19 protein-coding genes and 2 pseudogenes are annotated in these 23,033 nt (G+C 70.4%); 7 read left to right on the forward strand and 14 right to left on the reverse strand.

Annotation, left to right across the window (positions count from 1 at the left end):
• Nucleotides 1-123: 123 nt before the first annotated feature.
• Nucleotides 124-717: a DUF4291 domain-containing protein gene (locus tag KUF83_RS13300; protein ID WP_217454866.1), complete on the reverse strand. Its 594-nt coding sequence runs from the start codon at nucleotides 715-717 to the stop codon at nucleotides 124-126.
• Between the two features lie 175 nt (nucleotides 718-892).
• On the opposite strand from KUF83_RS13300, the pseudogene KUF83_RS13305 reads away from it, so the two are divergent.
• Nucleotides 893-1,346: pseudogene (locus KUF83_RS13305) on the forward strand (DUF4291 domain-containing protein); the annotation flags it as partial.
• A 124-nt stretch (nucleotides 1,347-1,470) separates the two neighbouring features.
• Here KUF83_RS13305 and KUF83_RS13310 read toward each other — a convergent pair.
• Entirely contained in the window at nucleotides 1,471-1,980 is a 510-nt protein-coding gene (locus tag KUF83_RS13310) for a hypothetical protein (protein WP_217454867.1), read from the reverse strand.
• Between the two features lie 160 nt (nucleotides 1,981-2,140).
• Nucleotides 2,141-2,869, reverse strand: coding sequence for an alpha/beta fold hydrolase (locus KUF83_RS13315; RefSeq protein ID WP_217454868.1), 729 nt, complete (start codon nucleotides 2,867-2,869; stop codon nucleotides 2,141-2,143).
• Between the two features lie 134 nt (nucleotides 2,870-3,003).
• Between KUF83_RS13315 and KUF83_RS13320 the strand changes: the two genes are divergently transcribed.
• Nucleotides 3,004-3,312 (forward strand): hypothetical protein, encoded by a 309-nt coding sequence (locus KUF83_RS13320; RefSeq protein WP_217454869.1) that lies wholly within the window; start codon nucleotides 3,004-3,006, stop codon nucleotides 3,310-3,312.
• 158 nt (nucleotides 3,313-3,470) lie between these two features.
• Complete coding sequence (locus KUF83_RS13325) at nucleotides 3,471-4,892, forward strand: hypothetical protein (protein ID WP_217454870.1); 1,422 nt, start codon at nucleotides 3,471-3,473, stop codon at nucleotides 4,890-4,892.
• A 136-nt stretch (nucleotides 4,893-5,028) separates the two neighbouring features.
• On the opposite strand, the gene KUF83_RS13330 is transcribed toward KUF83_RS13325, so the two are convergent.
• The gene (locus tag KUF83_RS13330) at nucleotides 5,029-6,069 is read right to left on the reverse strand and encodes an NAD(P)-dependent alcohol dehydrogenase (RefSeq protein ID WP_217454871.1); all 1,041 of its coding nucleotides are present in this window, start codon (nucleotides 6,067-6,069) and stop codon (nucleotides 5,029-5,031) included.
• A 173-nt stretch (nucleotides 6,070-6,242) separates the two neighbouring features.
• On the opposite strand from KUF83_RS13330, the gene KUF83_RS13335 reads away from it, so the two are divergent.
• Nucleotides 6,243-7,172 (forward strand): helix-turn-helix transcriptional regulator, encoded by a 930-nt coding sequence (locus tag KUF83_RS13335; protein WP_217454872.1) that lies wholly within the window; start codon nucleotides 6,243-6,245, stop codon nucleotides 7,170-7,172.
• A gap of 172 nt (nucleotides 7,173-7,344) precedes the next feature.
• On the opposite strand, the gene KUF83_RS13340 is transcribed toward KUF83_RS13335, so the two are convergent.
• The 6 genes from KUF83_RS13340 to KUF83_RS13365 form a co-directional block, all read right to left on the reverse strand.
• Nucleotides 7,345-8,115 carry a group II truncated hemoglobin gene (locus KUF83_RS13340; RefSeq protein WP_217454873.1) on the reverse strand — a complete coding sequence of 257 codons (771 nt, stop codon included), beginning with the start codon at nucleotides 8,113-8,115 and terminating at the stop codon, nucleotides 7,345-7,347.
• 113 nt (nucleotides 8,116-8,228) lie between these two features.
• Complete coding sequence (locus tag KUF83_RS13345; protein WP_217454874.1) at nucleotides 8,229-11,552, reverse strand: S8 family peptidase; 3,324 nt, start codon at nucleotides 11,550-11,552, stop codon at nucleotides 8,229-8,231.
• A 150-nt stretch (nucleotides 11,553-11,702) separates the two neighbouring features.
• Nucleotides 11,703-12,386 (reverse strand): ABC transporter ATP-binding protein, encoded by a 684-nt coding sequence (locus KUF83_RS13350; protein ID WP_217454875.1) that lies wholly within the window; start codon nucleotides 12,384-12,386, stop codon nucleotides 11,703-11,705.
• A 134-nt stretch (nucleotides 12,387-12,520) separates the two neighbouring features.
• Nucleotides 12,521-13,984 (reverse strand): ABC transporter permease, encoded by a 1,464-nt coding sequence (locus KUF83_RS13355; RefSeq protein WP_217454876.1) that lies wholly within the window; start codon nucleotides 13,982-13,984, stop codon nucleotides 12,521-12,523.
• 157 nt (nucleotides 13,985-14,141) lie between these two features.
• Nucleotides 14,142-15,413 carry an Ig-like domain-containing protein gene (locus tag KUF83_RS13360; protein ID WP_217454877.1) on the reverse strand — a complete coding sequence of 424 codons (1,272 nt, stop codon included), beginning with the start codon at nucleotides 15,411-15,413 and terminating at the stop codon, nucleotides 14,142-14,144.
• 210 nt (nucleotides 15,414-15,623) lie between these two features.
• Complete coding sequence (locus KUF83_RS13365) at nucleotides 15,624-15,965, reverse strand: hypothetical protein (protein ID WP_254643781.1); 342 nt, start codon at nucleotides 15,963-15,965, stop codon at nucleotides 15,624-15,626.
• Nucleotides 15,966-16,075: 110 nt separating this feature from the next.
• On the opposite strand from KUF83_RS13365, the gene KUF83_RS13370 reads away from it, so the two are divergent.
• Nucleotides 16,076-16,420, forward strand: coding sequence for an LPXTG cell wall anchor domain-containing protein (locus KUF83_RS13370; protein WP_308402987.1), 345 nt, complete (start codon nucleotides 16,076-16,078; stop codon nucleotides 16,418-16,420).
• Between the two features lie 97 nt (nucleotides 16,421-16,517).
• Here KUF83_RS13370 and KUF83_RS13375 read toward each other — a convergent pair whose 3' ends face one another.
• The 4 genes from KUF83_RS13375 to KUF83_RS13390 form a co-directional block, all read right to left on the reverse strand.
• On the reverse strand, nucleotides 16,518-18,176 hold the full coding sequence (locus KUF83_RS13375) for a DEAD/DEAH box helicase (protein ID WP_217454879.1): 1,659 nt from the start codon (nucleotides 18,174-18,176) through the stop codon (nucleotides 16,518-16,520).
• 121 nt (nucleotides 18,177-18,297) lie between these two features.
• A complete protein-coding gene (locus KUF83_RS13380; protein ID WP_003969786.1) occupies nucleotides 18,298-18,501 on the reverse strand; it encodes a cold-shock protein in 204 nt (67 codons plus the stop codon).
• A gap of 195 nt (nucleotides 18,502-18,696) precedes the next feature.
• Nucleotides 18,697-20,235, reverse strand: a complete 1,539-nt coding sequence (gene hutH, locus KUF83_RS13385) for a histidine ammonia-lyase (RefSeq protein WP_217454885.1) — start codon at nucleotides 20,233-20,235, stop codon at nucleotides 18,697-18,699.
• A gap of 120 nt (nucleotides 20,236-20,355) precedes the next feature.
• A complete protein-coding gene (locus KUF83_RS13390; RefSeq protein ID WP_254643782.1) occupies nucleotides 20,356-21,498 on the reverse strand; it encodes a diguanylate cyclase domain-containing protein in 1,143 nt (380 codons plus the stop codon).
• Nucleotides 21,499-21,668: 170 nt separating this feature from the next.
• On the opposite strand from KUF83_RS13390, the gene KUF83_RS13395 reads away from it, so the two are divergent.
• Both KUF83_RS13395 and KUF83_RS13400 read left to right on the forward strand, forming a co-directional pair.
• Nucleotides 21,669-22,478 (forward strand): enoyl-CoA hydratase/isomerase family protein, encoded by an 810-nt coding sequence (locus KUF83_RS13395; protein WP_217454880.1) that lies wholly within the window; start codon nucleotides 21,669-21,671, stop codon nucleotides 22,476-22,478.
• A gap of 165 nt (nucleotides 22,479-22,643) precedes the next feature.
• Nucleotides 22,644-23,033, forward strand: a pseudogene (locus KUF83_RS13400) (hypothetical protein); the annotation flags it as partial.

Consider the following 23,033-nt stretch of genomic DNA (forward strand, 5'->3'; position numbering starts at 1 on the left):
GGGTTGCGCGGGCGTCCAGGGCCGTGACCGGGCAAGAGGTATCCGCACCCGGCCGTGTTGTGCCGGGGGCTGTGCTGCCATGCGACCCATAGGTGACGCCGGCGGTTGTGCCCGGCCTGCCGGTCAGGTACGCAGGTGGGCCAGTAGTTCTTCACCGGCAAGGTATCCCCGTTCCTGGGGGAGCAGCCGGGTCGCTGAGTCCAGTTCGCCGTCACTGACGAGTGCGTGGATCTCGTTGGCCAGCGGAGTCACGTCACTGATGGACACGATCCAGTCGTCCGCGTAACGCGACGATGCCTCACCCGAGAGCCCCAGTTGTAGCGAGCGGTACGGCAGGGGACGCAGGTGCAGATCGCGTTCGGGATCCCACTGGACACGGGCCGGTGCCCGCTTGAGGTCACGCTGCCAGGTGCCGCGATCGACATGCAGTCCGCGAACGTAACTCGACAGGCAGGCATGGCGCAGCGCCCAGTCGAAGCCGTCGCGAGTGATCTCGACGGCGAGGACGGTCTCCTGACCCTCCTTCGTGCCCCAGCCGGAGCGATACATCATCCACATGAAACTGGGCTTGATCCACGTCATACGGCCAGGCCTCCACGCGGCGGGAAATCGGCCGTCTCGGATGGCGGGCAGTCCGATCTCGGGGGAGTACGCCTGGTAGACGGTGACCGTGGACGCCGTGTGAAGCGCGCGAATCCTGTGAAGCGGTTCTTCCATGGCGTACAGCGTGGGCCCGGCCGGCTCAAGTGACCACCGATTTTCGACCCGTTGCTCAACCCGACGAAGCACGTCAGTCGCAGGCGGCAGGCAGTTCGCAGTTGGCGAGGCTTGACTCGACCATCATTGCCGGAATCAGTAGCTCCGCCAACGAAGGGTTTGTGAGCACGGCAAGACACGGATCAAACCGTCCTTCCTGCGGATGATGTACCTCTGCGGCTGGGGCACCAAGGTCGGGCAGGAGACCGTCCTGGGCCTTGAGATCCGTCGGGAGGGGTTCGAGTGGGCGCTGCGTGGCGCCTGTCTGTCGCACTACGTCCGCGGGGCGCATGCCGACCAGGCCGACTGGAAGCGGCAGTTGCGGCAGGCGTTGGCACAGGTGCAGTGGGATCCCGAGCGTGATCTGCGGCTCCGGCCGCTGCCCCACCGCTCGCTGCAACTCGGTCTCCGGCGAGGCCGTGCGTCGGTACGCGGACGAGTGGACGGTCGCCGTCACAGACGTGACTCCGCTCGCCCACGAGATCCACGCACTCGTCCGGGCCGGCGATCTGGGCTCCGCGGCCCGGCTGATGCCCCAGGAGCGTCCCTACGCCCTCGGGGACGACGTACTGGGCCGCCCGCGCGGGTGAGCCGAGAGCGGCATCGAACGCGGTGGCAACGGCTTTCCGGGGCCGTGAACAGTGGCGTGCGGCGGCCACGCGACGCATGCCGTGACGTGACGTGACGTCGTTGCGGGATGTGACGTGCCGTGGCTCAGTTCTGCTTTGCTGCTGCGACCGCCTCGCGCAGTGCTTCCAGGAAGGATCTACCGGGGGCGTCGTCGCCCAGCGCGACGTAGTAGGAACTCCGCTCCGGCAGGCCAAACCAGGAGGCGGTGACGCTGACCCCGCTGTCCTGCGGAACCTGGAGGCGTCCGGGGAGACCGCCGGTCAGTTCGCTGTGCCCGGCCAGGCTCACGTCGTCCAGCCGCGCGGACAGGCACACGGTACCGGTGGACGCCCGGGTCACCGCCACCACGAGATGGCGGGCCGTGCACAGAGCGACGGTGCGGTGCTCGGGGTCCGGGTCCGCCGATCCCTTGAGGCGGGAGAGCAGACCCGGTTTGTGCAGGCGGGTGCTGCGGGTGTCGCAGCAGGCGACCTGGTTCGCCAGTACGTCCCCGAGGGAGTGCGCCCGCGCGTGGGCGGTGATCGCGTCACGCATGCCCGGCTCGATCTCCGCCGGTTCACAGGATCTGCTGCCGCGCTCGTACAGCCGAACCATGGGGTCCCCTCACTTCTTTCCGTGGCTCTCGTTGCGTCTCGTGCGTCCGTGCGTCTCGTGCGTCTCGTTGATCCGTTTGCTCAGGGGAACGTTTCAGTCGACGCCGTCCACGCCGACGACCCGGCCCACGCGGCCCACGCGGCCCACGCGGCCCACCCGGTCAGGCTCCCCCGGACACCTGTGCGTCGCCCCCGCCGACGATCTCTCCGATCACCTCGGCGAGCAAGGCCGGATGGGACAGAAACGGGTGGTGGCCGGTCTGCAGGTCGAGCCGGCGGGACGCGCGTCGGGCGAACTCCCGCTGCCTCGCCGGTGACGTGGCCCGGTCCTCGGCGCAGACGACGTACGTGGAGGGGGTCTTGTGCCAGGCGATGCCGCGCGGCGCCTGGGCGAAGGCCGCCTGTGACTGTGGTCCCCAGCGTCGGAGGGCGCCCGCCGCCGCTTCCTCGTCGCAGTCGTGCAGGAACGCGCCCCGCAGGTCGACCGCTGTGTTCGGGACGATCGTGCCGTCGTCCCGCGGTACGACCCAGGGTGCTGGTTCGGGTCCGGCCAGGGAGGCGAGTGACTCGTCGGTGTCCGGCACGACCGCGCTGACGTAGAGGAGGTGGTCGACGTCGTCCCGGCCCGCGGCCGCGTCGGTGATCACCATCCCGCCGTACGAGTGCCCGCACAGCAGAGCGGGGCGTTCGGGTTCCTCGTCGAGGACGGCCCGTACCGCGTCGGCGTCGGCGTGCAGATCCGCCCCCGAGGCAGCTCCCGCCCGTTCGCCACAGCTGGGTAGTTCCACGCTGCGGCTCTCCAGGCCCAGGGCGGCAAGTGGCTCCACCATCCGGTGCCACCACCAGGCGGCGTCCTGTGCGCACGCGCCGTGCACGAAAGCGACTCTCATCGAGGCTCCCTCAGCTCCGCGGCCGACCGGTCACGCCCGCAGCCCGCACGCCCCAGGCCATCATGTCCGGCAGGAAGAGCAACCGCCTTACTCTGTGGGCGGAACGAGCCCGCCGGCACCTGGGACAATGCCGCGTGACCCACTACCTGCGTTTCTTCTTCGAGGCCGGCGTGGACACGCCGTTGTGGCCGGAGGACATGGCCAGCCCGTACGGCTACCCCTGCCGGCTGGAGCGGTTGCCGATCAGCGCGGTGACACGGGCGGAGTTGGCCAGGCTGTCCGAGCGGTACCAGTCGTCGATCAACTGGGACTACCCGCCGGATCCCTCGCCGTGGTCCGACGAGGAGCTGCAGCTCTTCAAGCAGCAGGCGCACGCGGCATTGAGCGCTCTGCGGCGCGAGTTGGGCGCGGGCTGGGTCGTCCGGGACGAGAGCCTCCTGTGACGAGGCTAGGGCTCCGGGCGTTCACAGTCGCTTCCGTGAGAGCGGAGCGACCGGCGATACCGTACCCATCATGACAGGTCAGAGGCTGTTTTCGTAGGACTAACGGCACAGCTCGGGCGCCTTGTTCGGCCCCTCTCCCGGCCCTCAGAATCGCCGACATGGATCACACCGAGAACGTCGATCAGGATGCGGTGCTGCGCGCACGGACGATGCTGCTCGGATCAGGCAGGCCGGACGTCGGTCGACAGGTCGGGGCCTACCGGGTGCTGTCGGCGGTGAGTCCGCTGACCTACCTGCCGAAACTGACGGAGGCGCTGCTCTCCTACGGATACGCGCCGGAGGTACGGGACCTGCCGGACGTACGACTGGCACGGTACGCCGAGGCGGCTGTCGCGGCCCGGCGCATCGACGCGGGCGAACACAACAGGACCGAGTTGCTGGTGCGTGCTCTGTCCGCGTACCGGCGCGAGCTCTGTGCCGCCGGACGGCGGGCGGAGGGCCTCGCCGTGTGTGAGGAGATGGCCGAGGCCGGGCGGTGGGGCTTCGCACACGGCCAGGTGCCGAGCCCTGTCTACGGGCAGGGGCCGTTGGCCGTCGTCCTGGCCGAGGAAGGACGTCACCAGGAGGCCGCGGACCTCTGCGGGGAGTCGGTACGAATCGCTCGCTCGAAGAGCTCGGCAGAGATCTCGAAAACCCGGGCGCCCTCGGAGAGTTCGGAGGCCTCAGAAGCCTCAGATGCCCCGGAGTCCCCGGAGGCCTCTTTCTGGGAGCTGCTCGAATGGGCGGCCGAACTGGACGCCGCCGGATGCCACGACGCGGCGCTGGAGGTTTTCGCGGACATCGTGGCGGGCTCCCGCGCCAAGGCCGCCAGGAACGGCACCGCGTTGGCCATCCTGATATGGCAACTGGTCCACCGTGCGGGGATGTTGGACGCTGCCGGGCAGTGCGTCGAGGCACGGGCCGCCCGCCTGGAGGCCCTCACCTTCCTGTCCGAGCTGGACAGGACCGGGGAGCGCGAGAGCTGGAGCAACATCCTGACGTGGTGGGTCACCCTGTACGCCTTGTCGGGCCGGTCCGCGGAACCCCCGCCGCGGCCCGGGTCCCCGGCGCCTCCGTTCGGCGCCCCGTTCCTCGACTGGTCGCCCGACGTCAGGCAGACCTATGTCGACGGCCTGGCCGCCCTCGAAGAACAGGCCGCCGGACTGAAGGAGGCGGCCCGGGCGGAGCCGTCGGGACGCCTGCCCGAAGTGGTGGCCCTGCACCGAAGGCTCACCATCCGTGCGGCTGTCCGCCGCGAGAACCGCTCCCATCTCATCCTGAAGCCCCTCCGCCCGCTCTTCGACGAAGGCGTGGCACTCGCACGCGACGCGGCCTACGCAACCGGCGCCGACACCGCTGCCGCAGTTGCTGCTCCTGCCGACCAGGCAGGCGCGACTGGCACGGCCGACACGGCCAACGCGGAGCAGAGCCGAAAGGCGCTGGCGCGGGCCTTGACCGACCGTTCCATGTTCCTTGTCGCCGCCGGGCAGTACGGCGAGGCCCATGACGACTACTGCGAGGCCCTCGACCTGCTGGGCTGACGGGTAACGGCACCGTCGAACGCCGCTGGGGGACAGAGCACAGCCCTGTCCCCCAGCGACGCGGTCGGAATCCGGGGCGGATCCCGCGGTGGATCCCGCGGCGGGAACCGCGCCCGGCGCCCTGTCTCCGGTGGAGCTAGATCGTCGCGGTGTCGATCACGAAGCGGTACCGCACATCGCTGTTCAGCACCCGCTCGTACGCCTCGTTGATCTCGGAGGCGCTGATCAGTTCGATCTCGGCGCCGAAGCCGTGCTCGGCGCAGAAGTCCAGCATCTCCTGGGTCTCCTGGATGCCGCCGATGCCCGACCCGGCGAGGGTCTTGCGGCCGGCGATCACCGAGAAGAGGTTCAGGGCGACGGGCTCCTCGGGCGCGCCCACGTTCACGAAGGCGCCGTCCGTCTTGAGGAGGGACAGGAAGACGTCCAGGTCGAGCGGGGCGGACACCGTCGAAAGGATCAGGTCGAAGGAGCCGCGCAGCTCCTCGAAGGTCTTCGGGTCGCTGGTCGCGTAGTAGTGGTCGGCGCCCATCTTCAGGCCGTCGTCCTGCTTGCGGAGCGACTGGGACAGGACGGTCACCTCGGCGCCGAGCGCGTGCGCGATCTTGACGCCCATGTGGCCGAGGCCGCCCATGCCGAGGATCGCGACCTTCTTGCCGGGGCCGGCGTTCCAGTGCTTGAGCGGGGAGTACGTGGTGATGCCGGCGCACAGCAGCGGCGCGGCCTCGTCGAGGGCCAGGCCCTCGGGGATACGGACGGTGAAGGCCTCGTCGACGACGATGTGGGTCGAGTAGCCGCCGTAGGTGACCTCGCCGTTCTTGTCGAGGGCGTTGTACGTGCCCACGTTGCCCTGGGTGCAGTACTGCTCCAGGCCGGCCTTGCAGTTCTCGCACTCGCGGCAGGAGTCGACCATGCAGCCGACGCCCACGCGGTCGCCGACGGTGAACTTGGTGACACCGGGTCCGACCTCGGTGACGACGCCGGCGATCTCGTGGCCCGGGACCATCGGGAAGATGGCCTCGCCCCAGCCCTCACGGGCCTGGTGGATGTCGGAGTGGCAGATGCCGGCGAACTTGATCTCGATGAGGACGTCGTGCTCGCCGACCGCACGACGCTCGACGGTCGTGCGCTCCAGAGGAGCCTTGGCGGCGGGGGCGGCGTATGCGGCGACAGTGGTCATGCGGACGGTTCTCCTAAGAGGTGGATCTGCGCCCGGCCTGCCTTCCAGCCGGGTACGGATTCCAGCCTGCCCGCTTTCCCGGCCGTCACCCAGACCACGGTTCTGCGTACGTTCGCTGGTCCTACTACTGGCAGGGGCAGGTTCGTGTGCGTACCACCGTGAATACTGGACGTATGGACGAACAGCCCTCTCAGGACTCCACGGGCGCGGCCGGGCAGGTGCCGGGGCGGCCGCTGGACCAGCGTGCCGAGCTCAGCGAGTTCCTGCGCACGCGCCGGGCGCGGCTGAAGCCGGAGGACGTGGGGCTGCCGGACTTCGGGCGGCACCGCCGTGTGCCGGGCCTGCGCCGCGAGGAGCTGGCGCAGCTGGCCGGGGTCTCGGTGGCGTACTACACCCGTCTTGAGCAGGGCAACGGACGGAACGTGTCGGCGGAGGTGCTCGACGCGATCGCGCGCGCCCTGCGGCTGAGCGGGGCCGAGCACGCGCATCTCACCCATCTGGCGAAGCCCAAGCAGCACAAGAAGAAGCCGTCGGCCCGGCCGCAGCAGGTGCGGGTGGCGATGCGGCAGCTGATCGACACGTTCGACAGTGTGCCCGCGTACGTTGTGGGGCGGCGCTCCGAGATCCTCGTGTGGAACCGGATGGCCGCCGCCGTGTTCGGCGACTGGTCGGAGCTGCCCGCGCCCGAGCGGAACTGGGCGCGGATGGTGTTCCTCAGGCCCGAGTACCGCGACCTGTTCGTGGAGTGGGAGCAGAAGGCGTCCGACATCGTGAGTTTTCTGCGCATGGACGCGGGCTGCCATCCGGACGATCCCCGGCTGTCGGCGCTGGTCGGTGAGCTGTCGGTGAAGAGCGAGGAGTTCCGGCGGCTCTGGGCGACGCACGACGTCAAGGAGAAGAGCCACGGGGTGAAGCGGCTGCGTCATCCGCTGGTGGGCGAGCTCACTCTGTCCTTCGAGACGTTCCGGCTCCCCGACGACGACGAGCAGTCGGTGGTGACGTATCACGCGGAGCCGGGTTCGCCGTCGGCCGAGGGGCTGCGGTTGCTGGCCAGCTGGGGCACGGACGCCACCCGGGCGGGGTCCTCGACACCACGGGCGTAGCTCTCCCTGTGTCCACCTGGGCCGCCCGCCCGTCCGCCTGGGCCTGCCTGGGCCGCCCGCCCGTGCCTCGTCCTCGGACGGCCAGTGCCCGACGCCGGACAGGCTGAGGTGTCCAGCCCGTCCGGCGTCCGGCATCCGGCATCCGGCATCCGCTGCAGTGCGACGAGCACCGTCACGGCTGGTACGGCGGGGCGGCGCCCCACGTCCACTTCGGTACGGGCTGCTCCGCCGGAGGCGTCGCGTCGGGTCCGGAGAAGTGCACGGCGAGCCGCGTCCCCCACTCCGCGTACGCGACGAACGCCGAACGGAACTCGGCGTCCGTCGGCAGGCCCGCCTCGTCCGCCGCGTCCTGCAGCAGGTTGACCCAGCGCCGCCGCTGGACCTCCGTGATGCTCTTCCCCAGGTGCTTGGCGACCATGTGGCCGTGCCCGCCCTGCGTCTCGGAGTAGGCCGCCGGGCCGCCGAAGACCTCGCCGAACCAGGCCGCGACATGGGACGCGTGCTCGGCGGCGAGCCCTTCGAAGACGGGTGCGAGGACGTCGTCCTTGAGGACCTTGTCGTAGAAGACCTCGGTGAGCCGTGTGAAGGCCTCTGGACCCCCGGCCCAGGAGTACAGCGTGGGCACGGACGCCCCCGTGCCCCGTACGGTCGTCGGCTTGTAGTGGCGCATCTCCTGGATGGACCCGACGAACGGGCCGATCTCGGCGACGAAGTCGGTGAAGAGCTCCGATTCGCGGAAGCCCTCGATGTGGTCCTCGGTGGACGTCCAGGTGATGCGGAGCACGAAGTGCTCGAAGTCCTCCTCGCAGCGCGCCAGTTCGTAGTCGACGCACTGCGGGGCCGCCGCGAGCTGCGCGGCGGCCCGGGTGTAGGCGGCGAGGAACTCCGCCGACTGCTGCTCGGGAATGAGGTACCGGATGTACTCAACGGTGTGCGCGGTCATGCCCCCACACAAACACGGACGGCCCGCCGGAGGCTCTGCTTCCGACGGGCCGTTCGCGTATGTCAGCGTTCAGCGAACCATGGGTTCAGCCCCGAGGGGCCGGCCCCGGCGGCTCACTTCCCGTAGTACGCGTTGTAGATCGAGATCGTCGACTTGTTGCCCTTCTTGTCGGTGATCTTGGCGTGGAACGAGATCCCCTTGCCCTTGGCGGGGTTCGTCACGCTGATCTTGCCCTTCTTGACGGTGACCTTCTTCCAGGTCTGGCCGTAGTCGTACGACACGTACGTCGTGAGCGACTTCAGGTTCTTGCCCGCGGCCGAACCCTGGACGGTGACCGGGACGGAGACCTTCTTGCCCGCCGGGGCCGTGCTGTCCAGGCTCACGGGCGCGTTGAAGCGGACCGAGGAGGCCGGCAGCTTGGCGCTCTCGGCCTTCTTGGAGCGGAACGTCCAGCTGGCGTCGATGCGGGTGGAGGCCGCCGCGACCTTGACGCTGCGCTTGACCGAGGTGGTCAGCTTGTACGAGGCGTCACCGGCCGGAACCTTGAAGACGCCCTCACCGAACAGCGGGTCCGTGTTCGAGCCGACCTTGGTGCCGTTGCGGTAGAGCGTCGTGGTGACCGAGGAGAAGAGCGAGGAGCCGGCGTGCGTCTTGCCGTCGGCGAACAGCGGGACGACACCGTAGATGTCGTTGCCCTCGCGCTGGAGGCCGAAGCCGGAGCCGAGACGCGGGCCGAAGACCGCCGTGTTGTAGGTCTTCTCGTAGCTCTTGCCGCCCGTGAAGGTCTGCGCCTTGCCGAGCGTGTAGTAGGCCTCGGTGATCGGGAAGCCGTCCGGGTCGACCCCGCCGTGCTGCTCGAAGTCCTGCTCCCACTTCACGCCGTTCGCGGTGGAGACGTGCACCTTCCGCGTGCTGGGCAGCGCCTGCGGGACACCGATCGCGGAGGCGCTGGAGCTGCCCGGCAGCCAGCCCAGGGTGGTGACCGCGCCCTTCTTGCCGCTCGTCGAGGCGCCCAGGCCGACCTTCAGCGTGGCCAGTTCGCTCGCCTTGTAGTGCTTGGTGTATCCGGTGGCGACCTTCTTCACCTTGCCGCCCGCGACGGTGTCGTACTCCTCGCCGTCCTTGGCCCAGTGGCTGCCCCACTGCTGGAACAGCGAACCGTCGGTGATCTCCGGACCCGCGTGCGCGGCACGGAAGTTGGCGTACGTGTCCAGCCACCAGCCGAACCCGTAGCTGTTGTTGCCGACGTCCACGGTGTAGTCCGGCGACGCGAACTCCGACTTGGCGGCCGGGTCGGGCACGGTGATGTCCACCGGCTTCGCCGTCCGCGCGTCCACCGTGATCGTGGTGTTCTTGGCGATGCTCAGCTTCGGCTGGGCCACCCAGTCGGCGCCCTTGGTGAAGTCCTCCGGGTCGACGAAGAACGCCGAGTTGAGGATGAAGCCGCCCTTGGGCACCCGCACCTTGACGGTGCCGGACTCGTCGTACGGCGCGAACCACTTCTCCGCGGCGAGACCGGAGACACCGGTCAGGTCGGTGTTGTAGTTCTTCGCGGGGTTGCCGTCACGGTCGATGAACTTGAGCGTGACGTCGTACGACTCGGCCTCGCGCTGTACGGCCGCTGCCGTACGCACACTCTGGCCGCCGCCGGTCGCGGTCACGTACGCCGAGTAGCCGCCGTCGATCGTGCCGCCCAGCTTGGTGTTGACCGTGAGGTCCGCGGAGGCCGTGCCGCCCGCGGGGACGGTCAGCGTCTTGGCACCGAGCGTGAAGAAGCCGGCCGGCGCGGCCTGCCCCTTCGGGTTGGTGCCGGCCGCCGTGAGGTTCAGCGTGACGTCGGTGGTCCCGAGGTTCTTGTACGTGACCTTCTTGGTGACCGGGGTGTCGTCGGTGTGCGGCCACTGCTGGATGCCGAAGCTCAGCGACGACGGCTCGGCGATCACGGTCTGCTTGATGGCCTTGTCGACCTGGATCCGGCCCGAACCCTGCTGGAACGCCGTGTACTTGCCGCCCTTGGCGGAGCCGGTCAGCGCCGCCTTGAGCTCGACGTACGTCCAGTCGGGGTGCTGCTGCTTGAGGATCGCCGCGGCGCCCGCGACATGCGGGGTGGCCATCGACGTGCCGGAGATGGTCACGTAACCGGGCGGCTTCTCGCCGACCTCGTCGGCTATGACGCTGCCCGGGGCGGAGGCGGCCGTGATGTCCACGCCGGGCGCGGTCACGTCGGGCTTGATCTGCCCGTCGAGGCCGGGGCCCGTGCTGGAGAAGTCGGCCAGCTTGTCCGCGTCGTCGACGGCGCCCACGGTGAGCGCGGCCTCCGCGCTGCCCGGGGAGCCGACCGTCTGCTCGCCGAACTCGCCGTCGTTGCCGGCGGCGATGGCGAAGAGGACGCCCTTCTCCTTGGACAGCTTGTTGACCTGGGCCTCCATCGGGTCGATCTCGGCCGTGTCACCGCCGCCCAGGCTGAGGTTGATGACCGCGGCGCCCTGCTCCACGGCCCAGTCCATGCCCGCGATGATGCCCGAGTCGTCACCGAAGCCGTTGTCGTCGAGCACCTTGCCGTTGAGCAGCGTGGCACCGGGCGCGACGCCCTTGTACTTGCCCGCGGACTTGGCGCCCGTACCGGCCGCGATGGACGCGACGTGCGTGCCGTGGCCGAACTTGTCGGTCGCGTCGGGAGCGGTCGAGAAGTTCTTCTCGGCGACGACCTGGCCCTTGAGGTCCGCGTGGGTCGCGTCGACACCGGTGTCGAGGACGGCGATCTTGACGCCCTTGCCGTCGAACCCGGCGGCCCACGCCTTGTCGGCGCCGATCTGCTTGACGGACTTGTCGAGGCTGGCCTTGCGGACCCCGTCGAGCCACACATGGGCGATACCCGACGCCGTCTTCGCGTCACCGCCCCGCGAGTCGGTGACCGCGGACCAGAGGTCGGACGCGTCGGCCTTCGGCGTCAGCACCGCGTCCGCGTTCAGCGACTTGAGGGTCCTGCGGACCTTCGTGTCGCCGGCCTCGCGGACGTCGGCCTTCGCCGCGGCGGCCGCGCCGCGGTAGCCGACGATCAGCTTGAGGCCCTGCTTCTGGGCCTTGCGGCTTGCCGACTTGTTGAGCTCGGTGACGTCGAAGAGCCGCTGGTCCAGCTTGCCGGTGGCGATGAGCCGCGCGGCGTCGGCCGGCACGACGAGGGTGTGCCCGTCGGCCTTGCGGATCTGGACGGGTATCCCCTCGCGGCCCTTGGCCCGCTCCAGGCCGGTGACCCGGCCCTTGTCGTCGACGACGACGCGGTCGCCGGTGATCAGGGTGATGCGGTGCTTGGGCACGGTCTGCAGGGCCGCGTCACCACCAGTGCGCTTGGCCTCCGCCGACGCCGGGCTGGTCATGCCCGCCGCCAGGGCCACGGCTGCCGCCGTGGCGATCGTGGCCGCGCACGCTCTTTTCACTTGTCTGCGCAAGTCTCCCCCTGGAGATCAGGTCCGGGATGAATCCCCGTTCATCCGGCCGGGGGACATCCCGTACGCATGCTCGCGCGCATCCCCCCGGAATACTCAGTATGCCGGGGGGCGAACAGGTGCTCAATAGTGAGACGGGAGTCAAGAGTTCGCATTTTCCCTGACGGTGATCTTTCCCTTCCGGATCGTGGCGACCCTCGGCGCCTTTTTCGCGATCGCGGAATCGTGCGTGACCATGATGAAAGTGAGCCCGTGTTCCTTCCACATGGTTTCGAGTACGTCCATGATCTCGTCGCGCATGGACTCGTCGAGGTTTCCTGTGGGTTCGTCGGCGAGCAGCACCTTCGGCTGCTTGACCAGGGCGCGGGCGATGGCGACGCGCTGCTGCTGGCCTCCGGAGAGTTCGGCCGGAAGGTGGCCGAGCCGCTCGGCCAGCCCGACGGACTCCAGTGCGGCGGCGGCCCGTTCGCGCCGTTCCCTCACCTTTGTCCGCAGGGGCACGAGGGCGGTCTCCACGTTCTCCTGGGCGGTGAGAGTGGGAATGAGGTTGAAGCTCTGGAAGACGAAACCGATGTTCTCGCTGCGTACGCCGGTGAGTTTGGTCTCGGACAGTCTGGCGAGATCCGTGCCGTCCAGTTCGATGCTTCCGGAGGTGGGCCGGTCGAGGCCGCCGAGCATCTGGAGAAGGGTCGACTTACCGCCGCCGGTGGGGCCCTGGATGACCAGACGGTCGCCGTCCCCGATGGTCAGGTCGACCCCGTCGAGCGCGTCGACGGTCTCCTTGCCCCGCTTGTAGCGCTTGGTCACGCCGGTGAGTTCGTACATGGTGCGACTCCTGAGGTCTGGTGTGCGGATGCGCTCCGCGGGGCGAGCGCGAGGGGTGCGGGCCGTCTGTGGCCGGTCGCGCCGTTCCCCGCGCCCCTGGCGGGGCGCGGCACGGTTCGTCGGGGGCGTTCGGGCTACTCGACGCGGCGCAGGGCGTCCGCCGGGCGGAGCCGGGAGGCCCGCCAGCCGCCGAAGGCGCCCGCGATCAGACCGCCGGCGACGGCGAGGCCGACCGCGACGGCGATCGTGCTGAGGGCTACGGGCGCGGTCAGTGCCACGTCGAGGGCCTTGGACGCCGTCTGCCGGCCGGGGCCGCCCATGCCGCCGCCGGGGCCGCCCGCTCCCGCTCCCCCGCCCGTGGAGCCGAGTTCGGCCTGGAGCGTCGGGCTGACCGCGGTGACGGCGTAGGCGCCGGCGAGGCCGAGGGCGATACCGAGGGCGCCGCCGACGAGGCCGTTGACGACTGCCTCCCCGACGACCTGCCGGGTGACGCGGCCGGACTTCCAGCCGAGCGCCTTGAGGGTGCCGAACTCCCGTACCCGGCGGGAGACCGCCGACGAGGTGAGCAGTCCCGCCACCAGGAACGCGGCCACGAGCACCGCGACCGACAGCCACTTGCCGACGTTCGAGGCGAGGTCGGAGGCGGTGGAGAGGGAGCCGGAGACGGTGTCGGCGAGGTCGGCGGAGGTCGTCACCGTCGTACCGTCGATGTTCTTCTGGATGGTCGACTTGACGGTGCCGATCGCTTGCGAGTCGGACGCCTTGACGTAGATCGTGGTGACCTTGTTCTTGGAGTCGCTGAGCGTCTGTGCCTGCTTGAGCGGGAGGTAGAGGTTGGCGGCCGCGTCCCCGCTGTCGGGCGTCGCGATGCCGATGACCTCGTACTTGACGCCCTTGACGGTGACCTTGTCGCCGAGCGCGAGCTTCTTCTCCTTGGCGTACGAGCTGTCGGCGACCACGACCTTCGCGTCGGTCTCGGAGGTCCTGAACGTCCGGCCGCTGGTGATCTTCGACGAGGTGAGCGGGCCGAGCGCGGGCTCGGTGACGTCCGTGCCGTACACGGAGTAGTTGTTGACGTCGAAGTCGGCACCGCCGCCCTCGACCCGGCCCTGCGGGGACTGCTGGGCGTCGGGGCCGCCCTGCCGGCTGCCGCCGCCGTTCTGCTGCTGGTCCTGCTGGAACTCGCCCTGGCGGAACTGGCCGCTGACCTTGATGACCTGGAGGCTGAGTCCGCCGACGGCGTCGGAGACGCCGCTCTGCGCACCGACCTTGGCGACGGTGCTCGCGGCCAGGGTCTGGAAGCCCTGCACCATGACGCGGTCGCTGCTCTGCTCGTCCTCGGAGTCACTGCCGCGGGCGTCGAACTGGAAGCGCGGGCGCTCACCCGTGCTCGACTGTGCCTGGGCCGCCTTGGTGACCGTCATGTCCGTGCCCAGCCCGTACAGCGACTGGAGGACCTTGCCCTGCGCCTTCTCCATGCCGGACGACACGGAGTTGACCACGATGACCAGGGCGATGCCGAGGGCGAGTCCGGAGGCGACGACGAGCGCCGCCTTTCTGCGGCGGCGCAGTTCGCGCCTCAGGTAGGTGAAGAACATGGCCGCAAGCTAGGGACGCCGCGTGATGGCGGGATAAGGCCCGCATAAGAGAAGGATGAGAAGGAGCGCGGACCTCGCGGCCGCTGTGGGCCCGCTGTGAAAACGCCGAGGGCGGCTGCTCTGTGAGCAACCGCCCTCGGGACGAGGTGTGTTCGGGTCAGACGGCCGAACCGGCCTTCCACGCCGCCCAGTTCATGTTCCAGCCGTTGAGGCCGTTGTCCGGGGCGATGGTCTTGTCGCCGGTGTTCCGCACGTCCACGACGTCACCGAGGATGGAGTGGCTGAAGAACCATCCGCCCGGGGTGTTCGGGTCGTTCGCGCCCTTCGTGTCCGACAGGCCCACGCAGCCGTGGCTGGTGTTGACGCTGCCGAAGATGGACTTGGCGCCCCAGTAGTTGCCGTGGATGAACGTGCCGGAGTTCGACAGACGCATCGCGTTCGGTACGTCCTTGATGTCGTACTCGCCCTTGCCGTCGTCGTCCGTGAAGCCGACGGTCGCGCCGTTCATCCGGGTCTCCTTGAACTTCTCGGAGATCACCATCTTGCCCTCGTACGTCTTGTTCTCGGGCGAGCCGGCGGAGATCGGGATGGTCCGGATCGTCTTGCCGTCCTGCGTGACCTTCATGGTCTTGGTCTGCGCGTCGACGATCGAGACCTGGTTGCGGCCGATCTTGAAGGTGACCGTCTTCTGCTGCACGCCGTAGACGCCGTCGGCGCCCTCGACACCGTCGAGGTTCAGCTTGAGGGTGACAGTGGAGTTGCCCTGCCAGTAGTCCTCGGGGCGGAAGTCGAGCCGGTTGGCGTTGAACCAGTGGCCGACGACCTCCTGGCCGCTGCTGGAGGAGACGGTGATCCCCTTCTGCACGTCGGCCTTGTTGGTGATGGCCTTGTCGAAGTTGATCGAGACCGGCATGCCGACACCGACGGTGGAGCCGTCCTCGGGCGTGAAGTTGCCGATGAAGCTGTTGGTGGGCGAGACCGTCGTGAACGACGCGTTCTCGTGGGCGGCGCGGCCCTTGGAGTCCTTGGCCGTCGCGGCGATCTTGTAGGCGGTGGCGCGCTCCAGCTGGCCGCTGGGCTTCCAGCTCTTCTTGTCCGCGGATATCTCACCCTCGACCGCCGCGCCGGCGGTCGTCTTCATGGTCACATCGGTCAGTGTGCCCTTGGTCACAGTGACCGCGGCGGCGCTGTTGATGGAGGCGTTGTCGGAGCCGTCCTTGGGTGTGATCTTGATCTGGGCCTCGGAGGTCTTCTCGGCCGCCGCCTCGTCCACCTTCGACTGTGAGGAGCCGTTCCCCCCGTCCTCACCCTTCGGGTCGTCGCTGCCGCCTCCGCTGCACGCAGAGAGCACCAGCACCCCGCCGAGCAGTGCGGACGCGACCGTCAGGCCATTGCGCCGCTTACTGTCCGTCATCACACGCTTCTCCATCGTCGCCGATTCCCCAAAAGCCCGAGAGTCCCCGTAACACCTGTCAACGCTACGACCGGTTCGTCCCGTTCCACATCCATCACGGGTGTGGGGCACGCCACGTCGATCCACGGGGATACGCCTGGTGCGGGTGTCGGTCACTGCGTCCTGTGAGACGACAGAACCCCGGGTGGCGGTTGCCGCCCGGGGTCACGATTCTCCCAAGCGGTGTCAGCCGGTCGCTTCTTCCTCGTCTCCGGCGCCATCATCCTCGTCGAGATCCCATTCCGGCGAATCGGGGTCGTAGTCGATCCGCTCGCTGCTCCACGAGGCCTGTGCGAGCTCGACCCCCGGCACGTCTCCCACCAGGTCGAACGGGTCGACCAGGTACGCCAGGGCCTCGGCCGTGTCTTCCGTCACTGCGCTCTCGGCGTGGGTCCGCTCGTCGGCCGGGATCTCGGGATCCTCGGCGATGCGCCCCAGCGCCGCCTTGGTGAGGGTGCTCTCGTCCTCGACCTCGATGACCAATTCGACGCGCAACCGCACAAAACGTGATGTCTCAGGTGTGCTCATACGTCGGAGCGTACGGCTCATGGCCACCGTGACTTTCCTGTGACCCGCACCTTTCACTAACATCGCCCCACACGGCCAATTCGCCAGCGTCACAAGGGGATCGATATTCCGTGTCCGCACGTCGATCGTTGCTGACCGCCACCGCCGCGGGGACCCTCCTGGGTGCCCTGTGGTTCGTTCCGTCCGCCAAGGCGACGGACGACAAACCCGCGGAGTACAGAACACAGACGACGACGACCTCGATGCTCGGCACCACGGCGGACGAGTCCACCGTGGCGTCCGAGGAGACCTCCGCCGAGACGACCGGGAGCGCGTCCACGGACACCCGCACCCGGCTCGCCGACACGGGAAGTTTCAACACGACCCCGTACGTCGCCGGGGGCACCCTGTTCCTGGGCCTCGGGGCGGGGTTCGTCGTCTACTCGATCCGCAGGGAGCGCACGACCCTGTACTGAGCCGGGCCCGGCCGCCGGGGGCGCCCCTCACAGGGGGGCGCCGCGCGACCGGCCACGTCGAACACGCGGCCGCCCGACGGCACTTCCCACCGAACTCTCAGGCGGACCGGCGCCCGCCGCCGCCCTGACCGCCACGCGTACGCGAACCCGCGCCCGAGCGGCCACGGGAAGCCGCCACCGCGCCGGATCCGGAGCGTGTACCGCCGGCCGCACCGGACCGGGTACCACCACCGGCGCCGGACCGGCCGGCGCCACCGGCACCGCCGCCCGAGCGCGTTCCGGCCGCGGCCGCTCCGCGACCACCGCCGCCACCACGCCGGGTCCGCGACTTCGCCTGCGAAGGCTGGGCGACCGCGGGCTCCGGCACGGGGATGACGACCGGCACGCCGGACGGCTCCCGCGCACCCGTGATCCGTACGAGTTCGTCGTCGCTGGACTTGATGCGGGCCGTGCGCGGGCTGATGCCCGCGTTGACCATCAGCTGGGTCATCTCCCGCTTCTGCTCCGGCAGGACCAGCGTGACCACGCTGCCGGACTCCCCCGCGCGAGCGGTACGGCCGCCGCGGTGGAGGTAGTCCTTGTGGTCGGTCGGCGGGTCGACGTTCACGACGAGGTCGAGGTCGTCGACGTGGATCCCGCGCGCGGCCACGTTGGTGGCGACCAGGGCGGTCACCAGACCGGTCTTGAACTGGTCGAGGGTGCGGGTGCGCTGCGGCTGGGAGCGTCCGCCGTGCAGGGCGGAGGCCCGTACGCCGCTGGCGAGCAGCCGCTTGGTGAAGCGGTCCGCCGAGCGCTTGGTGTCGACGAAGAGGAGCACGCGCCCGTCGCGGGCGGCGATCCGCATCGCGACGGCCTTCTTGTCCGTCTCGTCGGCGACGTGCAGCACGTGGTGCTCCATCGTCGTCACCGCGCCGGCCGAGGGATCGACGGAGTGCACGACGGGGTCCGTGAGGTACATCCGTACGAGCTTGTCGATGTTCTTGTCCAGGGTCGCCGAGAACAGCATGCGCTGCCCGTCCGGCTCGACCTGGTTGAGGAGCGCCGTGACCTGGGGCATGAAGCCCATGTCGGCCATCTGGTCGGCCTCGTCGAGGACGGTGATGCCCACCTGCGCGAGGGTGCAGTCACCGCGGTCTATCAGGTCCTTGAGGCGCCCGGGCGTGGCGACGAGCACCTCGGCCCCGCGCCGCAGCAGACCGGACTGCTTGCCGATGGAGAGCCCGCCGACGACGGTCGCGAGCCTCAGGTTCACGGCCGTGGCGTACGGCGTGAGCGCGTCGGTGACCTGCTGCGCCAGCTCGCGCGTGGGCACCAGGACGAGCGCGAGCGGTGCCTTGGGCTCGGCGCGACGGCCCGCCGTGCGGGCGAGCAGCGCGAGGCCGAAGGCGAGGGTCTTGCCCGAGCCGGTGCGGCCCCGGCCGAGGATGTCCCGCCCCGCGAGGGAGTTGGGCAGCGTCGCGCCCTGGATCGGGAAGGGCTCGGTCACACCCTGGGCCGTGAGGGTCTTGGTGAGCGCGGCCGGCATGTCCAGCGCGTCGAAGGACTCGACGGAGGGCAGTGCGGGCGTCAGCGTCTGCGGGAGGGTGAACTCGCGCTGCGCGGTGGACTGCGCGGCGGGCTTCTTGCGTGCGTTCCTGCCGCCGCTGTTCGCGGAAGCCGCCGGGCTTCCGCCGCGTGTGCCACGAGAGCCGCGGGAACCCCGGGAATTCACCGGGCGCCCGCCGGTGGGTCGTTCAGGACGTTCGGATCGAGTCATGCTGGATCTGGAATTCCTTCCTGGGCCTCACGGTTTCCCGCGCAAAGGACACACGGACAGCACAAGCCGGGGCCCGCACCCGAAGGTGCGGACCCCGGCTCGCGTGATGCGCGTCCCGGAATTAGGCGGGGACGATGTTCTCCGCCTGCGGGCCCTTCTGACCCTGCGTGACGTCGAAGGAGACCTTCTGGCCCTCCTGCAGCTCACGGAAGCCAGAGGTGGCGATGTTGGAGTAGTGGGCGAAGACGTCGGCGCCGCCGCCGTCCTGCTCGATGAAGCCGAAGCCCTTTTCGCTGTTGAACCACTTCACGGTGCCAGTAGCCATGTCATTTCTCCTTGGATAGGTGTGTGGCTCCCATCCGGAAATGACCGGAAAAACAAAACGCGCCTGAGAGAGGAATCCTTTCAGGCGCACAAGTTAATGGGTACCAAAAACGTTTCGTTAAGAACCCTAGCACACGAGAAGGCGGGGCCGCTGTGACCGACACGACAGCCCCGCCCGCACGGAAAGGAAGGGGTGTCAGGCGAGCGGGCCCGTCACTGGCTCCACCGCCGCGACGAGGTGGCCGCCGCGCACGAAGGCGTCCGCCGCGGCCAGGTCCGGGGCGAGGAACCGGTCCGGTCCCGGGCCCGCCACTCCGGCGGCGCGGGCGGCGGCGATGGCGGCCTGCGAGGCGGGCGCCGGGGTGAGTCCGGCGCGCAGTTCGACGGCGCGCGTGGCGGCGTACAGCTCGATGGCGACGATCCGGGCCAGGTTGTCGACGGCCGTGCGGAGCTTGCGGGCGGCCGACCAGCCCATCGAGACGTGGTCCTCCTGCATGGCGGAGGACGGGATGGAGTCGGCGGAGGCCGGGACGGCGAGCCGCTTCATCTCGCTGACCAGGGCCGCCTGCGTGTACTGGGCGATCATGAGGCCGGAGTCGACGCCCGCGTCGTCCGCGAGGAACGGCGGCAGGCCGTGCGAGCGGTTCTTGTCGAGGAGCCGGTCCGTGCGGCGCTCGGTGATGGACCCGAGGTCGGCGGCGGCGATGGCGAGGAAGTCCAGCACGTACGCGACGGGCGCGCCGTGGAAGTTGCCGTTCGACTCGACGCGGCCGTCGGGCAGGACGACCGGGTTGTCGACGGCGGAGGCGAGCTCACGGTCGGCGACCAGGCGGGCGTGGGCCATCGTGTCGCGGCCGGCGCCGGCGACCTGCGGGGCACAGCGCACGGAGTAGGCGTCCTGCACGCGCGGGGCGTCGTCCTGGTGGTGGCCCGTGAGCTCCGAACCCTTCAGTACGGCCAGCATGTTGGCGGCGCTGACGCCCTGGCCCGGGTGGGGGCGGATGGCGTGCAGTTCGGGAGCGAGGACCTTGTCGGTGCCGAGCAGCGCTTCCAGGCTGAGGGCCGCCGTGATGTCGGCGGACTTGTAGAGGGTGTCGAGGTCGGCGAGGGCCATGACCAGCATGCCGAGCATGCCGTCGGTGCCGTTGAGGAGGGCCAGGCCCTCCTTCTCGCGCAGTTCGACGGGCTCGATGCCGTGTGCGGCGAGCAGTTCGCCGGCCGGGCGGATCTCGCCGTCCGGGCCTTCGGCGTCCCCCTCGCCCATCAGCGTCAGGGCGCAGTGGGAGAGCGGGGCGAGGTCGCCGGAGCAGCCGAGCGAGCCGAACTCGTGGACGACCGGGGTGATGCCGGCGTTGAGGATGTCGGCCATGGCCTGGGCGACGGACGGCCGTACGCCGGTGCGGCCCGAGCAGAGGGTCTTCAGCCGCAGGAACATCAGGGCCCTGACGACCTCGCGCTCGACGCGCGGCCCCATCCCGGCGGCGTGCGAGCGCACGATGTTGCGCTGCAGCTGAGCCCGCAGCTCCGGGCTGATGTGCCGGGTCGCGAGGGCTCCGAAGCCGGTGGAGACCCCGTACACGGGCTCCGGTTTGGCCGCGAGCGCCTCCACGATCTCGCGGGCCGCGGCGAGCGCCGCCACCGCCTCGCCGGAGAGTTCGACGCGGGCGCCGCCGCGCGCCACGGCGAGAACGTCGGACGCGGTGACCCCGGTCGTCCCCACCACCACAGTGTGCATATCCATATTCAGGAGCGTACGCAGTGAATGCGATGGTGTCACTAGTGGATGCCGGGTCGGGTCCTTACCTCCGCCCGGGATTTCCGCGCGGGACCCCGGCCCGGCGCTCCGCGTGGATCCCTACCGGCGGCCGCGGAATCTCCGGCGTTCGGCCGCCGCGGGCGGGGGCGCGTCGGCCAGGCGTACGACGGGGTCGTCGGGGCCCTCGCGGCCGGCGACGACGGGCTTGGCGGCCCGGACGGCCTTGGCGCGGTACTGGGCCGCGTCGGCGAGGCGGAAGAGACGGCGGGCGGAACGAACGGGACCGAGCGGATCCCCGGTCGAGGCGACACCGCACGCCACCCCTTCACCCAGTTCCAGCTCGGCGGCACGGCGGCAGAGTTCGTCGGCGACGCGGACCACCTCGTCGGCGGCCGGACCCACGGACAGCAGGCAGAACTCGTCACCGCCGAGGCGGGCGGCGAGCGTGCCGGGCAGCATCGCGCCGCACAGGGACAGCACCGACCCGAAACGCTCCAGGAGCCGGTCGCCGACGGCATGGCCCTGGGTGTCGTTGACGCGCTTGAGGCCGTTGACGTCGCACACGACGAGACTCACGACGACCCCCTCGGCGCGGTGGCGTTCGACGGCCTCGTCCAGGCGCATGTCCACCGCGCGGCGGTTGGCGAGGCCGGTGAGCGCGTCGGTGAAGGCGAGGCGGCGGGCCTCCTCCAGGCGTTCCGTCTGCGCGATCCCGGCGGCGACCACGGAGGCGAGGACGGTCGCGAAGTCGGCGTCGGCAGGGCCGAACACGGGAGCGCCGGCGGGACGGGCGACGTACAGCTCGCCCCAGGCCCGCCCGTGCAGGACGATCGGCGCGACGACACAGCAGCCGCGCCCGCGCCGCCGGAGCGCGGCGACCCTCTGGTGGCAGTACTCGGCGTGCCCCGTGGCCGGCCCGTCGGCCGTCTCCACCCACGCGTCGGGCTCGCCGCCGCCCACCCAGCGCTCGTGCAGGAACTCGGTGATCTCGGGGAACTGGTGCACGGGGTACGACTCCCCCTCGGGGAACTCCTCCTCGTCCCGGGCCCGCTCCCCCACGTTCACCAGGACGCGCAGCCGCCCCAGCTCCCGCTCCCACACGGACAGCGCGGCGAAGCTGCCGCCCAGCGCCCGGCAGGCCCCGGCCGCCGCCGCCCGCCACGACTCCCGCGGGGCGTGCGCGGCGGCCATGCCCTGCGCCAGCGCCACCACGGCCCTCAGTCGCACATCGTCACCACCCATTACCCCAGGTTAGGTAGGTTTGAGAGGTTTTGGTCCGTTGATGCGGCGAACAGGGGGCCGCGGGTGAGCCCGGAGTTGCCCCGGAGTGCGCCCGGAGCGCCTTTCCCCCGAGGCGGCCGGCTGCGATGATCGGGCCACGGAAGTTAACCCACGTTAACCGGGAGGGTTTCATGGCGGAGCAGGGCGCGGAACAGCGGTTCGGGGAGTACGTGGCGGTGCGGCACCACGCGTCGTACGTCGCGGAGCTCACCCTGGACCGGCCCAAGGCCATGAACGCCGTGTCGTCCGGGATGGCCCGCTCGATCGCCGCGGCGTGCGAGGCACTGGCCGCCGACCGGCACGTACGCGCGGTGGTGGTGACCTCGACGCACGAACGGGCCTTCTGCGTCGGGGCCGACCTCAAGGAGCGCAACTCCCTCACGGACGCCGAGCTGGTCCGGCAGCGCCCGGTCGCGCGGGCGGCGTACACCGGGGTGCTGGAGCTCCCGATGCCCACCGTGGCCGCCGTGCACGGTTTCGCGCTGGGCGGCGGCTTCGAGCTGGCCCTGGCCTGCGACCTGATCGTGGCGGACGGCACGGCCGTGGTGGGCCTGCCCGAGGTGTCGGTCGGCGTCATCCCCGGCGGCGGCGGTACGCAGCTGCTGCCGCGCCGGGTCGGTGCGGCGCGGGCGGCGGAGCTGATCTTCTCCGCGCGGCGGGTGGAGGCCGTGGAGGCGAGGGAGCTGGGGCTGGTCGACAGCCTGGTCGCCGACGGGGAGGACCGCGCCGAGGCGCTGGCCCTCGCGGGGCGCATCGCCGCGAACTCGCCCGTGGGGCTGCGGGCGGCCAAGCGGGCGCTGCGGCTCGGGCACGGCCTCGACCTGCGCGCGGGTCTGGAGATCGAGGACGCGGCCTGGCGATCGGTCGCCTTCTCCGGCGACCGCGCGGAGGGAGTGGCGGCCTTCAACGAGAAGCGCCGCCCGGAGTGGCCCGGGGAGTAGGGCCCCCTCATAGGCCCCGCGTGGGGCCGGCCAAACCTGCCTCGGTGCACAACTCCCCGTTCGGGTGATGTGCGGCCGCAGACCGCCCGGACCTCCCGGGAACGCGCATAGCCTGCGCACCGCGACAGGGCGCCGGGAGGCGCCCTCGCCCGGGGAGGGATCTGCATGCCGGACACGGCGACGAAGTGGGAGACGGTCACACCGGAGTCGCCCCTGCCGGAACCCGTTCTGCCCCGCCCCCGGGGCCGCCACCGCAAACCCCGCCGGCGCCCCGTCCTCTTCGCGGTCGGCGGCCTCGCCCTGGCCGCGGGCGCGCTGAGCGTGCTGCGCGTGGCCGGCCCGCACCCTTCGGGCGGCGGCGAGAACGTGGAGGCCACGGACCTTGCGCCCAGCGGGGCAGGTTCCATCGAGAACACCGCGCAGGACGGCACCGGGGCAGCAGCAGGCTCCGGGGCAGGGAAAGGGCCAGGAACAGGTTCAGGCCCAGGTTCAGGTTCGGGGCCAGGAGAAGCGGGAGCCGGGCCGGTGGCCGCCGGGGCGCCGGCGGCGAGCGCG

Source organism: Streptomyces sp. BV286 (assembly GCF_019090165.1).
In the GTDB taxonomy this organism is placed as follows: Bacteria; Actinomycetota; Actinomycetes; order Streptomycetales; family Streptomycetaceae; genus Streptomyces.